We start from the raw sequence: 16,037 nt of genomic DNA on the forward strand, positions 1-16,037 counted from the left end.
ACCGAAGCGAACCGCTCGCCGTTACTTTTCGGGACGGACGATCGTTACCGAGACGGGCGCCCGCCTCGAGACGGTTTCGGCGACGCTCCCGAGCAGCACACGGCCGATCCCGGAACGACCCTGGCTCCCGATGACGACGTGATCGGCGTCGAGGTCGTCGACGGCGCCGACGATCGCCCGTGCAGGTGAGCCGCGGGCGAGTTCCGTCCTGACGGGGACGTCGAACTCGGCCGCGAACTCGGCGTACTCCTCGAGTAACGCCTCGGCCTCGCGTTCGCGATCGTCCATGTACTCGCGGTTCCAGACCGCCTCCTCGGTCGTCGAGGCGGCGCGGAAGGGATCGAGTACGTGCAAAACGACGATCTCGTTCGTCTCGAACGCGGTCGCCGCAACCTGTAGCGCGCGCCGGGAGTGTTCGGAGCCGTCCACTGGAACAAGGATCCTGTCGAACATCGTCGCATCTACACCGAAAAGACATATAATGGTAATTCGTCAGCGGAAGAGAATCTCGACATCGAACACGTAGGGACAGGCGAACGAAGCGCTTTCCGGCCCCGACTCGGGGAACCGTCGTCGGACGTTTCGCGTCGCCGAGAACGATCACGGAACGCTTTATATCCGGATCGCATTGCCCCCCGCATGGTACGACACATCCTGGTCCCGCTGGACGGATCGGAGCCCTCGTGGGCCGCCCTCGAGCACGCCGCCGAGAACTACGAAGGGGGTCGGATCACCGCCCTGCACGTCGTCGATCCCTCGGCGGGATCGTACGCGGGCGCCGAGGGCGGCTACTACGATCCAGTGGCGTTCGACCGCGCACGCGAACGCGGCGAGGAGATCTGCGAGGAGGCCCGCGAGCGGCTCCGCGAAGCGGGCGTTCTGGAGACGACCGAGCTCGAGACCGCCGTCGAGACCGGCGGCGCCTCCCGGACGATCCTCGAGTACACGGAGGCCGAGGACGTCGACCACGTCGTCATCGGCAGCCACGGTCGCTCGGGCATCTCGCGGATCCTCATCGGCAGCGTCGCCGAGACAGTGACACGTCGGGCACCCGTCCCCGTAACGATCGTTCGGTGAGTCACTCGTGACGATGCCTGACCACACCACGGACGTCGGCGGAACCCTGCTCGTCCCGGTCGCGAACGCCGAAGCTGCGGACCGCCAGCTCGACACCGCGATCGACATCGCTACCGACCACTCCGCTCGCATCCTGCTAGTGTACGTCCTCGAGGTCCCCCCGCAGCTGTCGCTACAGGACGGACGCCGATACCTCCTCGAGGACGAGACCGAAGCGATGCTCGAGGAGGCCGCGGCGTCCGTTGCCTCTCGGGGCATCCCCGTCGACAGGCGCATCCGGATGGCCCGCGGCGTGGCTACGGGGATCGTCGGCGCGGCCGACGAGCACGACGTCGACGCGGTCCTGCTGGGGTGGCGCGGTCGACCGCCCCGACAGGACGTCATTCTAGGTTCTCACCTCGACAGGGTCCTCCGGGACGCCGGCTGCGACGTCCTCGTCAAGCGGATCAAGACGCCGACCGACGACGTCGAGTCGGTGCTCGTCCCGATCGTCGGCGGCCCCCATGACGAGTTCGCAGCCGAGGCTGCCGCCTCGGTCGCCCGCGCGAACGACGCCGACGCGACGCTGTTACACGTTCTCGAGTCGGACGAACCCGAACTCACTCGGGAGGCCGCTCGAGCCGTCCTCGCCGAGACTGCGGGGGTCTTCGAGGGCGTGTCGTCGGTCGAACGCGAACTGCTCGAGGCCGACGACGTCGCGGGGACGATCACCGACCGAACGACCGAACACGATCTCACCGTGCTCGGCGTCTCCCGGGGCGGGCTCGTCCAGCGCAAACTCCTGGGAACGATCTCCGAGGCGGTCGGTCGCCACGCGGCCGGGACGGTCGTGCTCGCGAAACGCCACGATCCCGTCCCCTCCCGGCTGCGCCGGCTCGGGTCGCGTCTCGGACGCTGATCGACGATCGGCGACTCGTTCCGTGGTCGGGTTTGGGATCCTGAGGACAGGAGATACAATTATACGGATCGTCGGAATACCTCCGATATGAGCGATCGTATTCTCGTCCCGTACGACGGCTCCGAGCCCGCGGACTACGCTCTCGAGTTCGCCTTCGAGACGTTCGCCGACGCCGACGTCACCGCGCTCCACGTCATCCAGATCCCGGAGGGGTACTGGGGCGCCTTCGAGGGTCCCGACATCAGTCCGCCCGTCACCGAGAAGGCCCGCGAGTACGCCGAGGAGCTCCTTGAGCCCGCACGGGAACTCGCGGCCGACCGCGATCGGGATCTCGAGACCGAGATTCTCTCCGGAAAGCCCGACGATCAAATCGTCGCCTACGCGGAGGAGGAGGGGTACGACGCCATCGTCGTGGGCAGTCACGGCCGCGAGGGGATCTCGAGAGTGCTGCTCGGCAGCGTTGCAGAGAACGTCGTCCGTCGGTCACCGACCCCCGTCGTCGTCGCTCGCGACCCCGACGTCAAGTGAGCGCTACAGCGTCTCGAGCAGTTTGTCGATCTCGTCTCGCGTGTTGAACGCGTGAACCGAGATCCGAATCGCGTCGGGGTACGGCAGCGAGCGGACGACGATATCCTCGCTGGCGAGCCGTTCGACGGTCGCCTCGGGGTCGTCGACGTCGACGGTGACTAGTCCCGACTCGAACGATCGCGGGCTCAGCAGGCGCTCGTCGGAGAGCCCGTCCTTGAGGCGATCGGTCAGCGTCTCGATGCGCGACTCGATGGCGTCGGCGCCGAGTTCCTGATGGAGGTCGATGGCCTGCCGGAGTCCGGCGTCGGTCGCGGGACTCGTCGTCCCGACCTCGAATCGGCCAGCGCCGGGCGCGTACTCGTAGTCGGGTGCGTTCGGGTCGACGACGCTGCGGTAGCCGATCGCGCTCGGCGCGTAGTCGGCTTCGACGCCCTCCCGAACGTAGAGGAAGCCGGCGCCGAAGGGACCCAGCAGCCACTTGTGGCCCGCACCGACGACGAAGTCGGCGCCCCACTCGCTGACGTCGACGGGGGTCTGGCCGGGCGACTGGACGGCGTCGAGCAACACCGCGGCACCGGCGTCGTGGGCGATGTCGACCAGTTCGCGGACCGGGAGCCGGGTGCCGTGGGTCCAGGTGATCGAGCTGAACTCGAACAGCGTCGCGCCCTCGAGGGCGGTCTTGACGTCGTCGAGGTCGACCCGTCCGTTCTCGGTCTCGAGGACGTGCACCTCGACGCCGTACTCGCGCTCGAGGCGGCGCCAGGGGAGGATTCCCGCGGCGTGCTCGAGGTCCGTGCGGACGACGACGTCGTCGGCGTCCCAGTCGAGGGCGCCGGCGACGCGGTTGATCCCATCCGTTGTGCTCTGAGTGAGCGCGACCTCGGCCTCGCTCGCCCCCAGCAGGTCGGCGACCGCGGGCTTTGTCTCGTCGTGGCTCTCGCCCGCGGCGACGTACATCCCCTCCTCGACGGGCGCCTCGTACTCGTGAGACTGGAGTGCCGACTCGGCGGCCTCGACGACCCGCCGCGGGCTGGGGCCGCCCGCGCCCGTGTTGAAGTAGCTGGCGCGCTCGAGGGCCGGAATTTCGTCCCTGAGCCGTTCGTAATCCATATGCCGAATCGTCGGGTCGACGGCTCCTAAGCGTTCGGCTCGGCGGCCGAGCGAGAGAGATGAGGGGGTCTCGCGGCTCGCCCTCGAGTGACCGTGGATAGCGGTAGCCGGTAGTGCGATTTCGTTGTTCAGCTCGGGCCGTAATCCGAATCGCCGGTCCGTCAGGTAGCGAGTGCGAACGGAGCGCTGGTACATCGATTAGCTACCGATGGTGTTGAGACAGTCCCGCTGCAGAGACAGCGCTCACTCATCAGTTTAGCAATACAGAGTACGGTGCGCAAAAGTACAATCCTGCACCCGCCGGTAGCTCACTTCAGTCACAGCCAGTCGTCGGGAAGTTCGTTAGCATGGTTCTCCATCAGCTCCAGCAGCGGCCGGATCTCGTCGAATCGAGGGCCCGTTCGAATCGTATTGGTATCTCGGTCCCATTCGATCAATTCTGCCTTCTCCAGCTTTGGAAGGTGCGTGTGTGTCATGTGGATCCTGAGCGTCTCTAGATCCTCGTCTGTGAAGGTGAGGGCCGCAGGGATCTGTGGGTCGTCGTCTTGTGGATTGTGCTCTAGCAACGCGACGAGCAGACGCCGACGATACCTGTTCGACAGAATGTCCAGGGTTGCATCCAGCGATACCGAGTGCTTCGGGCCGTCGGCAGTCATGGTCCGGTATCCTCGTCGTTTCGTTCCGCACTTTTTACGACGCCGTCGGTCGCGGGTAGTGCCTGCTCTTCGGCGATGCGTGTCGCGAGCCGTTCGACCGGGAGCTCCTCGTCTTGCTGGAGGAGGTGAGACAGGATGCGACGGTTGGTCCGGTGACGCAACACACTGAGCGCTTCGGGGAGATTGGTTGGCTCGGGCGCGCCAGGAGACGAGACCGCCGATTCGTATTCGTCCGAACCGTCCTCTTCGCTGTTCCACGCGTTCGTACCTTCCGTCGGGCGGATAGCGACGAAAAGTCGGCTGCGGAATATTGCGACGTTCCCGATGTGGCGTCGAATCATTTCGATACTCGCGGAGAACGATCGCTCGTTCTCTTCCGCCGTCGCGTCCATCAACCTCGAGTTCGCCGTCTACCGACGGGTGAGACGAAATTACAGGTGATCGGGATAGTATGACTCAATCGAAATACTGAGACGCGTGGTAGTCGAAACGCGCCGACGCGACTCAGACGCTATCGAACACCGCTTCGAAGACGCGACGTTCTGCAGCCCTGAGATGATGGTTGAACGTCGACTGGGAGAGGTCCAGCGCCTCGGAGAGGTCTTGGCCCGTCTGCACGCGGGGTGACTCGAAGTATCCGCTCCGGTAGGCCAGTTGAAGGGTTTCCCGCTGACGAGGCGTCAGGCGGTCCTCGAACGCCGTCTGGAGCTGCTGTGCTATGTCGGGCGACGGTTGCCGTGATCGACGAGCGAGGAGATCGAGGTCGGGAAGATCCTGCTTAAATTCCTCGATGAACCCGCGGACGTCCGTCGATCCCGGCGCCGCTACGACGGCGGTCGCCGTTCCCGCATCCATGGTCAGCGACCTGATCGACGCGCCCGCTTCGAGGAATCCTGCGGCGAGCGATTCGTCGGTTACCTGTGCCTTGAATCGATGCCCCTCATCGCGTTCGACCAGCGGTATCAGTTCCTCGAATGCGAGTGACCGCTCGGCGGCGGCGGCCACCTCGTCGGGGTCGACGTCTTGCGCGGTGAAGAAGATGGTCGTCTCACCGTCTGCGCCCGGCACCAGGCCCTCGAACTCGAGCACGCAGTCCAGCGCCTGTGCGAGGCGAACGAGTGGGGTGTCAGCCGTCGTGGTCTGGAGGGTGAGTTCGACGACGCTCTCCGTCCGGGACGTCCGTCTGGTCTCGACGGCGTGTATCGCGTGGCCGACCGTTCGTCCGAGTTCCGAGAGGACGTCGAGGTCACGCTCGTCGGGTTGTGGCTGTCCTCCGTAGACGACGACAACCCCGTAGACGGAGTCGTCGTATGCGAGCGGGATGGCGAGACACGAGCGCGCCCCGAGGCCGAGCGCGGCCTCGCGCCACGGGGCCGCCCGCGCGTCCGTAGCGATGTCGGCGACGACCTGCATCTCGCCGCTCCGCACCGCGGCGGCGAACGGGCTCGTCTGCGAAGGTGACCCGTTGGGTGCGACGGTGAGGTCTTCTACCGAGACGCTGTCGACACCCGCCCACGCTCGCGGGAGTACGTCGTCGGCATCCGCATCGTACTCGCCGAGCCACGCAAACTCGTAGAGCGCCGAGTCGGCGAGGCGCCCACAGACCATCTCGTCGATCCTCTCGACGGTCTCGGCGTCGACGAGTCCCTGGTCGGTCCGCCGGATGAGGATATTCAGCCGGTCGAGACGGGTCAGTTCTTCGTTGCGCTGTTCCAGTGCTCGCTCACTCTCGGCGCGGTCCCACGCGGTCTCGACGGTCGAGGCGACCATCTCGAGGAGATCGAGGCGCCACTCGTCGAACGCCTCTGCGTGACCGGAGCCAACGAAGACGACGCCGTGGCGACCCAGCGGAACGAACGCTCGACTCCCCAGTCGGGACGGCCACGATCCGTCGTCGGCGATGTCGATCGCGACGTCGACGTCGATTTCGTCGCCGATGAACGTCTCCCAGACGCGCTCGTGGGATACTTCCGAGGGACCAATCCCATCGAGGTCCGTCTCGGATTCTGCGTGTTCGGACACCACGTCGAGCGTGCCAGTCTGCTCGTCGTACTGCCAGAGCGCCGCGTACTCGACGTCGAGGACGTCGACGGTGAGTTCGGCCATGCGGTCGATGATCGCCTCCGGGTCGGCATCTATCAGCTTGCGGCCCACGTCGTTGAGTCGCTCGAGCGACTCGTTGGACGTTTTCAGCGCCTGTTCGGCGCGGGCGCGCTCCACCGCCGTCCAGGTGCGGTCTGCTGTTTCTTCGACCAGCGAGAGTTCGAACTCCGTCCAGTCGTGCGGGTCGCTGTACACCGCGTACAACGCCAAGTCGACGTTCTCCCCCCGAATCGGCGCACCGATCCAGGCACCGAAATCGAGCTCGAGGAGCGCCTGCCGTTCCGCCTCGTGGAGCGACGAATCGTTCGCAACGTCGTCGTAGACGGGCGTTTCAGTCTGGATCTGCTGGACCGCGTCCGGGAAGGACGAAAACGGATACAGTCCACTCACCGGCTCGAGGCCGTCGCTGTGATACTCCGGCCCGACCAGTGCCTCTTCCGCCTCGGAATCGAACCGCACGAGATAGGCTCTGTCGAGCCCCATCTCCTCGGCGAGCAGCTCCGTACACACCTCTCCGACCGCCTCTTCGTCTGTGAGGGTGCGTATCTCGTCGTTGAGGTCGAGCATGAACTGATCGCGTCGCTCTCGTTGCTTGCGCTCGGTGACGTCATCGAATACAAGTGCTACACGGTCGTGGTGAGTATCGATCTGCGAGACGAAAACGTTGTACCATCGCTGCGTCGGCTCGTGATAGCGCTCGAAACGAGTTGCGACGCCAGTCCGAGCCACCTCTCCGTATTTCTCGAACCAGTTCCGGTCGGTTTCGAGGCCCAGATCGGCGTGAGTCTTTCCGACCGCATCGTCCAGACCGGTCTGGCGCTCGAAAGCGTCATTGTGCTCGAGATACCGCATATCGACCGGACGATCGTTTTCGTCGCGAACTATCTCCACGACGCAAAAGCCCTCGTCGATCGATTCGAACAGGGTGCGGTACTTTTCCTCGCTCTCGCGCAGCGCTTGTTCGGCCTGTGCCCGCTGGACTGCGTTCCAGGTACGATCCGCCGTTTCTTCGAGCAACGCGATATCTTCCTCCGTCCACTTCCGGGGCACAGAACTGGTCACCGCCATGACCACCATCGGCTCGTTGTTCTTGACCAGCGGCGTCGACAGCGTGGCGCGAACCTCGCGTTGGTGCATGCCGGCGCGTTCACTCTCGCTCAACGCGGGATCGCGTTCCGCGTCGTTTACCGCGAGCGAGCGACGGTCGAGCCACGCCTCTGCGTGAGCCGGAAAGTCGTCGAAGTCGAATTCCCCCACGAGACTTGGGAGCTCGTTGACGTCTTGTCCGCCCCGATAGTAGTCTCGCGTGATATCGATGAGCTCTCGGTCGAGATCGAGTTTGCCGTACTGCGCCCGTTTGACGTCGAGGTGTTCGCCTAGAACGCGACACGCCTCCTCCTGAATTGCAGCCGGATCGGTGAGCGGGCGGAGCGCGTCGTTCAGTTCGAGCAGATAGGCCTGACGCTCCTCGGCCTGCTTGTGTTCGGTGATCTCCATCGTTACCCCGACATGACCCTGATAGCCACCGTCGGTACCGAAGAGCGGTTGGGCGTGGTTGTCGAACCAGCGCCACTCGCCGTCATGGCGTCGGAGGCGGTTTTGGTTGGACCACGCCCGCTGCTCGGCAACTGCCGCCTGATAGTCGGCCACATACGCGTCCCGTTCGTCCGGGTGCACGAGCGTGTGCCACCCCTCGCCGCGAATCGCTTCCTCGCTCATGCCGGTGAAATCCAGAAACTCTTGATTAACGAATTGATTTTCGCCGTGCTCGTCATTTTGCCAGATCAGTGCCGGCGCGGTCTCGGCCAGGGTGCGAAACTTTTTCTCGCTCTCGCGGATTTTCTCCTCGGTCCTGGCCCGTTCGACGGCCTGCCATGTCCTCTCGGCGGCGTCCTCCAGTAATATCCGCTCGCTGTCGGTCCATTGGCGTGGCGTAGCCGTGGTGCCCGTGAGCGCCCAGATGACGTCGCGTTCTCCCTCCCGTAGCGGAACGGACAGCAGGGCGACGATGTTCAGCCCGGCCAGCAACTCGTTCTCCGAATCCGAAAAGCGCGGGTCGTCAGCCACGTTCGCGATCTGAATCGTCTGCGTAGCGAGCTGTCGCATCACCTCCGGGTAGTTCGAAAGTTGGAATATACCGGACATCGGCTGCAGGTCCGAGCGAATCTGCTCCGGGCCGACTCGAGCAACTCCCTCCTCCTCGGATACCTTGCTGATGTAACAGCGGTCAAGATCCAGCTGCTCGGCGATCATCTCGACGGCCTGGTCTTTGATCGACTCGGCATCGGGTTGCGCCCGCAGCGCATCGCTGAACTGGAGCAGGAAATCTTGCCGTTCCTCGCGCTGCTTCTGCTCGGTGATGTCGGAGAAAAGAACTGCCACCGTCCGTTCTTCTGGCTCTCCGATGCGGAACGCGAAGACGTCGAACCATCGGCCGTCCAGGTACCTGGCCTGGTCCGTGAATCGCTCGGGTTCGCCCGTCTGCGCGATACGTCCGTACTTTTCGAACCGTTGTTCGTCGTGTTCGTCGTAGTCGGGCTCGAGGTCCCGCATTCGTTCGCCCTCCACATCGACGTAGCCGGTTATCTCCTCGAACGCCGAATTCGTCTCGAGGAATTGGAAATCGACAGCCTCGTCGTCTTCGTCGAAGATGACGTTCATGGTCATGAACCCCTCGTCGATCGACTCGAACAGCATCCGGTGCTTCTCCTCGCTCTCGCGCAACGCTTGTTCCGCCTGTGCCCGCTGGACTGCGTTCCAGGTGCGGTCTGCCGTCTCTTCGACCATCTCGATCTCGGCGTCGGTCCACTCACGAGGCGTCGATCCGTTGACGACAACGTATGCTGTGCATTGACCCCCTTTGAGTATCGGCGCGATCAGCAACGATCGAATGTCGTATTTCAGATATGAGGTGCGTTGTTCCTCGGTGAACTGTGAATCGGTCCGCAGGTCGTCTACCACCACTGACTCACCTGCTTGGAGCGACTCGAGGAGGTGCTGGCCGAAGTCGTCGAGGTGGTGCTCACCGAGAGCGGCCGGAGTGTCGCCGTGGAGGTATTCGCTGTGAACGATCACCCGGCCATCCTCGGAGAGAACTTCGCAATAGTTTGCTCGCGCGACGTTCAATTGCTCGCCAAGAACGCGGGCTGCCTCCTGCTGAACCGCGACGGGATCGGTGAGTGAGCGAATCGCGTCGGCAAGGTCGATGCGGAAGGCATCCAGTTCGGCTTGTTGCTGGAGTTTTCGCTCAGCCTCTTTACGCTTGGTGATGTCTGTGGCCGTCCCGAACCACTCGGTGATCTCGCCGTCGTCGGAACGCACCGGCACCGCCCGTGAGTGGATCCAGCCACGGCTTCCGTCCACTCGTCGGACCTGGTGTTCGAGGTCGAACTGGCTCTCCGTTTCGATGGCCTCCTCGACGGCCGCCATCACTCGTTCTTTCTCCTCCGGTGGGGTGTACTCCTCCAGCCATCGCTCCCGCGGCTCATCCGTATCGACGATGAAACCCTTGCCATCCAGGTGGTACAGTTCCGACCAGTCTGGACTCTGGCGGTAGACGACCTCCGAGGTCGCAGTCACGAACGAATCCAGTCGCTCCTGGCTCTCGCGAAGCGCGTCTACAGTCTGCTGGCGCTCGATGAGATCGGCAGCCTGCCGTGCCAGGATATCCAGATGCGCCAATTCACGCTCGGACGGCTCGGTTGGCGTCTCCCAGTGCGTCGAGAACATCCCGAGCACCTCCCCGCTCCGTGAGACGAGCGGCGTCGTCTGCATCGACCGAATCCCGGTCTGGCGGTAGTTCTCCAGCTCCTCCGCCTCCGCGATGTCGTTGTCCGTCTCGACGTCAGACAGGATGACGCGCTCGCCGGTCCGGAACGCCTCACCACACGTGGTTCCGTGCTCGGGGGTGACCCTGTTCCACGCCGATTCTGCCTCCTCGGAGAATCCGCGGTTCGCGACGAGCTCGAGATCGTTCCGGTCGGGGTCGTAGAGTTGCACGCTTGCGAAGTCGGCGTCCACGAGTTCGAGCGCGGAGTCGAGCACGCGTTCGGACAGCGCCGCGACGTCGTCCTCGCCGATCAGTTCGGTGCTGAACTCTCCTAGCCTGCGCGTCGCCTCCAGTTCGGCTGCGAGTTTGCTCTCGCTCTCACGCAGTGCGGTTTCCTGCCGCTTTCGCTCGGTGATATCGTCAAAGAGAATACCAACCTCGTTGCTGTCTCCGTCACCGACGGGGAACGCGAAGACGTCGAACCACTTCCCCCAGGCGTCGACGTGCTCTTCGAATCGCATCGACTCGCCGGTGCGGGCGACCTCTCCGTAGCGCTCGTACCAGTACCCCTCGAGCGCTGCCCCCATCTCGTTGATTGTCCGTCCCTCGGCGTCCGTCAGTCCTGTGAACGTCTCGTTGGCTTCGACGATACGATAGTCGACCGGGTCGTCCCCGTCGAAAATTACGTCGACGATACAGAACCCCTCGGTGATCGATTCGAAGAGCTGTCGGTAGCGCTGTCTGGTCTCTTGCTCGCGTTTCCGGAGTTTCCGCTCGGCCTGCAAGCGCTCGGTGACGTCGAACGAGATATTGAAGACCCCACCGACCGAGCCGTCTTCGCCGGGAATCGGGTTGAACGTCGAATCCCACCAGACGTCTTCTATCGTCCCATCGCGCTCTATCGGGAGGTACTGAGCTTCCCTTTGAACGGGTCCCTCGCCCGCCATCACCTGCTCGTGGAACGACCCGAATTCGTCCCAGGCTTCCGGAAACACGTCCCGGGCGGGTTGGCCGAGTGCATCGGGGTGTTTCTCGCCGATCCGCTCGACTGCCGCGTCGTTGTACAGTAACCGGAGGTCGTCTCCCCAGTAGATGCCGATCGCCTCGTTCGCACCGAGCATGATGTCGACGGCGACCCGTAGCTGCGGCGGCCAGTCGACTATCGGACCGACGGGCGTCTCGCCCCAGTCGAACTCCCGGATGCGTTCGGCCATCTCTCCCCTCGAATGGAAAAGCGACGACTGCTCGGCGTGCTGTGATCGTGGATTCGTGGTCGAGCCGCCGTTCTCGGTCACTCGGCGGTCGTCACGGACGGGTTTCCACCACACGCGGCTGTTGGCACCGACCTTCTTCGTCTCGATGGCACCCGCTTCGACGAGCGCGTCGAGTCGGTTGTAGACCGTTCGGTCGGAACAGTCGAACTCCGCGGCGATCTCCGGCGTCGTGAAGGGAGTCCCGGGCGGGCCGAGGTGGTCAAACATCCGCCGGACGGTGTCCGCGGATGGTGTGGACGGGGCCATAGAACTAGCTGGCTCCTGACAGGCAAAAGGATGCGGTCAACAGAAATACCGATACTGCGCTCTCGGCTACTGGGAGAGGGCAGCCCGCTACTCGTCGACTGGAGACTTGACGACCGTCACCGGCCGTTCGGACAGGTTTACGACCCGTTCGGCAACACTTCCGAGCAGCCGTCGGTACTCGCCCGAGCGGTTCTTCGAGCCGACCACCGTGAGGCCGATGTCGGCCTCGTCGCCGTATCGGAGGATCTCCTCGTGGGGGACGCCGTGACGGACGACCTCGGTCGTCTCGAGCCCGGCCGCTTCGGCTTCGTCGGCGATCGCCTCGACGGCGTCGGTGCCGGCCTGCTCGAGGGCGCTCTCTAAGCCCTCGAGTTCGTGGACGTACTCGTCGCCGGGGTAGGAGCTGTAGGCGTCGGTGTCGACGACGTAGAGGACGTGTAGCTCGGCGTCGTACCGTTCGGCCGCGTCGATCGCGTGATCGATCGCGTCCTCGATTCCGGCGCTCATGTCAGTCGGCAACAGGAGTCGATCGTACATACTCGAGGGGAGGCGGGCCGACACCATATTTCCGGCGACGAGTCCCAGTACGCTGGAAGGGACGAAAGCACGAATCCGCGCGGAAGGGGCGGCCGGGTTGCCAGGCCACTGATGTATTTGTAGCCGGACTTCGAAGCCGGCGTATGGACAGGGAGACGGTTGGCAGCGGGACCTCGCTCGAGCGATGATCGGCTACTACCTGCGGTACGCCCAGGTGTTGCTTCGATTCCTTCCCGTCGCGATCGCGCTGCTCAGGGACCAGCGGCGGTTTCTCCTGTTCGGTCCGCCCCGGCGGGTGTCGACGGCCGTCCACCGCGAACGGGCCGAACGGCTCACCGAAACGATGCTCGATCTCGGCCCCGCGTTCATCAAGGTCGGCCAGGTGCTGTCGACGCGTCCGGACGTCGTCCCCCCGACGTACGTCGAGGTCTTTTCGAGCTTGCAGGACGAGGTTCCCGAGAACACGGGCGGGGACCCGATGACCATCCTCGAGGCGGAGCTGGGCGACGACCTCGACCTCGAGACGGTCGAGCCCGTCGCGGGCGGCTCGCTCGCGTTCGTCTACACCGCCGTGTACGAGGGCGAGCGGATCGCGCTGAAGGTCCGCCGACCGGAGCTGGTCTCGATGATCGAGCGCGACCTGCGGGTCATCAGGGGGATCGTGCCGCTGCTCGCGATGTTCGCTGACGAGCGCCAGCGCTACTCGCTCGAGAACGTCGCCGACGACTTCGAGGCGATCATCCTCAAGGAGCTGGATTTCGAGCGCGAGGCCGCGATCATGGACGAGATCGGCGACAACCTCGCCGACGACGATCGGGTCGTCGTTCCCGACACGTACGACGAACTGTGTTCCGAGCGGCTGATTGCCATGGAGTACGTCGAGGGACGGAAGATCACCGACGAGGACGCCCTCGCTGCGGCCGACACCGATCCGACCGAGATGGCCACCCTGATCGCCCGGACCTACCTGAAGATGGGGCTGGTCGACGGCGTGTTCCACGCCGATCCGCACCCCGGAAACCTCGCGATAACCGGCGACGGGCGACTCGTCATCTACGACTACGGGATGAGCCAGCGGCTCACCCCCCAGGAGCAGGAGGACATCGCCAGCCTCTACCGCACGCTCGTCCGACGGGACGTCGACGGCCTGCTGAACACGCTCGTCGCACTCGAGGTGCTCGAGCCGACCGTCGACCGGGTCGCGGTTCGTCGCGTCCTCGAGCTGGTGATCGAGAACCTCGAGGGGCGCTCGGAGATCACCTGGCGGGCGATCATCACGGAGCTGCTGTCGATGCTGCAGGACTTTCCGTTCCGGATCCCGCCGAACGTGATGTTGCTCGTCAGGGTCGGCACCGTCGGCGAGGGGGTCTGTCGGAGCCTCGACCCCGAGTTCGACTTCCTCGGGGCGACGCGGTCGTTTCTCGTCGACCACGGGTTCATCGAGAGCGAACTCGAGGCGCTGCTCGCGGAGACTCGAACCGACCTGCGGGAGTCGGCGCCCGTCCTCGCGCGAGCGCCAGCCCGGTTCGATTCCGTCTTCGGACAGCTCGAGCGGGGCGAACTCGTCGTCAGGACCGACCCCGTCGATCCGCCCAGCGGGAGCGATCCCGCGGTCGGGTACGCCGTCCTCGCGGGCGCGCTGTTCGTCGCGACAGCAGTGTTGACGCTGCACGCCCAACCCTACGAGCTCCCGTCGCTGCTCGCCGCGGTCGCCGCGCTCGTCCAGTACGTTCGGGCACGGCGGTGAGCCCCGGGTCGACGGCTCGCTCGCGGCTCTCGGTGCTCGCCGAGGCCACCCGGACTTATCCAGTCCGCGGGAGAACGGACGGACATGTACGATCGGATTCTGGTTCCCACTGATGGCAGCGAGTACGCCGAGGACGCCGCCGAACGGGCGTTCGACCTCGCAGAGACGACCGACGCCGCAGTCCACGTCGTCTGTGTCGTCGAGCAGGGACCGCTGGGTTCCGTTCGGCTCCCCGGCGACGACGCCAGCGCCGCCGACGCGTTCGCCGAGCGAGCCGAGGAGTTCGTCGGTCGGCTCGCCGAGCGAGCCCGGGAGCGCAGCCTCGAGGTCGAGACCGAGATCCGCGAGGGCGTCCCGGTCCGGGAGCTTCTCGACTACGCCGACGAGGTCGACGCAGAGGTAGCCGTCATGGGCTCTCGGGGTCGGGGCGAGGTTAGCCGGATGATGCTCGGCAGCGTCACCGACGGGGTCGCCAGGGAAGGCGATATCGACGTGCTCGTCGTCGGTGAGAACGGAGACGCCGACTAATTATCCGTTCGCTCGCCGATCGCCCGCGAGCGACGGCCGATCCCCCAGCCGAACAGCGCGAGGCCGAGGAAGATCCCGATCGCCTGGAGGACGTACGCCTCCGGCAGCTGTTCGGGCGAGATCCCCCAGGCCTCGAGACCGAGGCTGAGCAGGAGCAAGACGAGCACGAGCGCGAGGCCGGCGTCGGCGCTGCGCATGCTCGGTAGCGCCTCCGGCGAGGAGAACCCGCGTCCGAGCGCGTAGAAGACGAGCGTGAACGGCACCCAGCCGACGACGACGTACAGTACTGCCTGCGAGCCGTCGCCGCCGAGGACGTCGCTCGGTACCAACACGCCGTAAACGAACGCGACCGCGAGCAGGCTTCCGGCGAGCAAGAGGAGGGCACTCGAGTCGCTCGATGAATCCATCACCGACTGTTCTGCCCCTGAACTGTTCAAACTACCGCTCAGTCTCCGCCGCAGGCTCGAGTGCGACCCGACTAGCCCTCGAGGTGTCCCCGAACTCGCTCGGCGGTGTCGCACAGTAGCGGGACGTCGTCGGTGAAGACCTCGACCGCGACGGTGTCGTCGAACCCCTCAAGTCGATCGGCGACGATCCCGTAGTCGATCTCGCCGGCCCCCAGCGGGAGGTGGGTGTCGCCCCGACTGCGGGCGTCGTGGACGTGCAGGTGGCTGACGAGGTCGCCGTACCCCGAGAGGAAGCGCTTGACTCCGTCGTTGCCGTCCTCCATGTAGGCGTGACCGACGTCGAAACAGACCGCGGTGTCGGTCTCGCGGGCCAGATCGCCGAGCACCGACAGCGGCAGGCCGCGCTTCTGGTGGCCGACGTTCTCGACGACGAGTTCGACGCCCGCGTCGGCGCCGGCGTCTGCGATGGCCGCAAGCTGCTCGGCGAACACCGGCCGGAGGTCCGTGTCGTGTGGGTTCCGGGCCGTCCCGTGGAGAACCGCCTTCTCGGCGCCGACGGATCCCGCCCACTCGAGTAACTCCCGCTGGTAGTCGAGGATCGCGTCGTTGATCCCGTTGACAGGCGTCACGACGACCTGTTTGAACGGCAGGTGGACACAGAGGTCGGCGTCTTCCCGCTCGAGAATCCCCTCGAGGCGGTCGGTGTCGATCGCGTTCGGATCCGCTCCTTCGCCGATCGACAGCTCGAGCAGGTCGAAGCCGTCGATCGTTCGGTCGGCGCGCTCGAGCGAGTCGCCGACGGTGAGGCCGAGCTCCATATCGGATCAGGGACCGCCGGCCCCATAGTTCCGCTGGCGCGGCGACCGTCTCCGACCGTCGTTTTATACCCGCGGACGTGGGAGACGGGCTCCAGCGGGCCCACGCCCGTCTTCACCACTACCATGTCATACGACGTCCTCGTCCCCGTCGACGGATCGGACCGGGGGTTCGCCGGTCTGGAGTACTGCCTCGCATCGTTTCCGGACGCGTCGCCGACCGCGCTGTTCGTCGCCGACCCCGCACACGATCACACGGCGACCGTCGGATCGTCCGAACCGACCGCCGAGCGCGCACAGGAGCGGGGAGAGCAGGTTCTTGAGCGCGCGACCGACCGTGCC

12 protein-coding genes and 1 pseudogene are annotated in these 16,037 nt (G+C 65.1%); 6 read left to right on the forward strand and 7 right to left on the reverse strand.

Features of this window, described 5'->3' with window-relative positions; translation table 11 throughout:
* Positions 1–21 precede the first annotated feature (21 nt).
* Positions 22–453 (reverse strand): universal stress protein, encoded by a 432-nt coding sequence (locus C491_RS19180; RefSeq protein ID WP_049892368.1) that lies wholly within the window; start codon positions 451–453, stop codon positions 22–24.
* 186 nt (positions 454–639) lie between these two features.
* Here C491_RS19180 and C491_RS19185 point away from each other — a divergent pair, with 186 nt between their 5' ends.
* The 3 genes from C491_RS19185 (at position 640) to C491_RS19195 (ending at position 2,503) form a co-directional block, all read left to right on the forward strand.
* The gene (locus tag C491_RS19185) at positions 640–1,077 is read left to right on the forward strand and encodes a universal stress protein (protein WP_005559381.1); all 438 of its coding nucleotides are present in this window, start codon (positions 640–642) and stop codon (positions 1,075–1,077) included.
* A gap of 13 nt (positions 1,078–1,090) precedes the next feature.
* Entirely contained in the window at positions 1,091–1,975 is an 885-nt protein-coding gene (locus C491_RS19190) for a universal stress protein (RefSeq protein WP_049892377.1), read from the forward strand.
* 87 nt (positions 1,976–2,062) lie between these two features.
* Positions 2,063–2,503 (forward strand): universal stress protein, encoded by a 441-nt coding sequence (locus C491_RS19195; RefSeq protein ID WP_005559385.1) that lies wholly within the window; start codon positions 2,063–2,065, stop codon positions 2,501–2,503.
* 3 nt (positions 2,504–2,506) lie between these two features.
* Here C491_RS19195 and C491_RS19200 read toward each other — a convergent pair whose 3' ends face one another.
* The 4 genes from C491_RS19200 to C491_RS19220 all read right to left on the reverse strand — a co-directional run bounded on the left by C491_RS19200 (position 2,507) and on the right by C491_RS19220 (position 12,198).
* Complete coding sequence (locus tag C491_RS19200; protein WP_005559387.1) at positions 2,507–3,613, reverse strand: aminotransferase class V-fold PLP-dependent enzyme; 1,107 nt, start codon at positions 3,611–3,613, stop codon at positions 2,507–2,509.
* Between the two features lie 317 nt (positions 3,614–3,930).
* Complete coding sequence (locus C491_RS19205) at positions 3,931–4,269, reverse strand: DUF7344 domain-containing protein (RefSeq protein ID WP_005559389.1); 339 nt, start codon at positions 4,267–4,269, stop codon at positions 3,931–3,933.
* A gap of 504 nt (positions 4,270–4,773) precedes the next feature.
* Positions 4,774–11,661, reverse strand: coding sequence for a GAF domain-containing protein (locus C491_RS19215; RefSeq protein ID WP_083909394.1), 6,888 nt, complete (start codon positions 11,659–11,661; stop codon positions 4,774–4,776).
* Positions 11,662–11,748: 87 nt separating this feature from the next.
* Positions 11,749–12,198 carry a universal stress protein gene (locus C491_RS19220; protein WP_005559394.1) on the reverse strand — a complete coding sequence of 150 codons (450 nt, stop codon included), beginning with the start codon at positions 12,196–12,198 and terminating at the stop codon, positions 11,749–11,751.
* Positions 12,199–12,382: 184 nt separating this feature from the next.
* Here C491_RS19220 and C491_RS19225 point away from each other — a divergent pair, with 184 nt between their 5' ends.
* Both C491_RS19225 and C491_RS19230 read left to right on the forward strand, forming a co-directional pair.
* On the forward strand, positions 12,383–13,945 hold the full coding sequence (locus tag C491_RS19225; RefSeq protein ID WP_005559396.1) for an ABC1 kinase family protein: 1,563 nt from the start codon (positions 12,383–12,385) through the stop codon (positions 13,943–13,945).
* Positions 13,946–14,029: 84 nt separating this feature from the next.
* Complete coding sequence (locus C491_RS19230) at positions 14,030–14,473, forward strand: universal stress protein (protein WP_005559398.1); 444 nt, start codon at positions 14,030–14,032, stop codon at positions 14,471–14,473.
* Here the strand turns inward: C491_RS19230 and C491_RS19235 are convergent.
* Positions 14,470–14,880: a hypothetical protein gene (locus C491_RS19235; RefSeq protein WP_005559400.1), complete on the reverse strand. Its 411-nt coding sequence runs from the start codon at positions 14,878–14,880 to the stop codon at positions 14,470–14,472. The genes C491_RS19230 and C491_RS19235 overlap by 4 nt on opposite strands.
* A gap of 71 nt (positions 14,881–14,951) precedes the next feature.
* Positions 14,952–15,698 (reverse strand): sugar phosphate isomerase/epimerase family protein, encoded by a 747-nt coding sequence (locus C491_RS19240; protein WP_005559402.1) that lies wholly within the window; start codon positions 15,696–15,698, stop codon positions 14,952–14,954.
* Positions 15,699–15,821: 123 nt separating this feature from the next.
* Here C491_RS19240 and C491_RS23535 point away from each other — a divergent pair.
* Positions 15,822–16,037 (forward strand): annotated as a pseudogene (locus C491_RS23535) (universal stress protein); the annotation flags it as partial.

Origin of the sequence: Natronococcus amylolyticus DSM 10524 (assembly GCF_000337675.1) — an archaeon.
Classification (GTDB): domain Archaea; phylum Halobacteriota; class Halobacteria; order Halobacteriales; family Natrialbaceae; genus Natronococcus; species Natronococcus amylolyticus.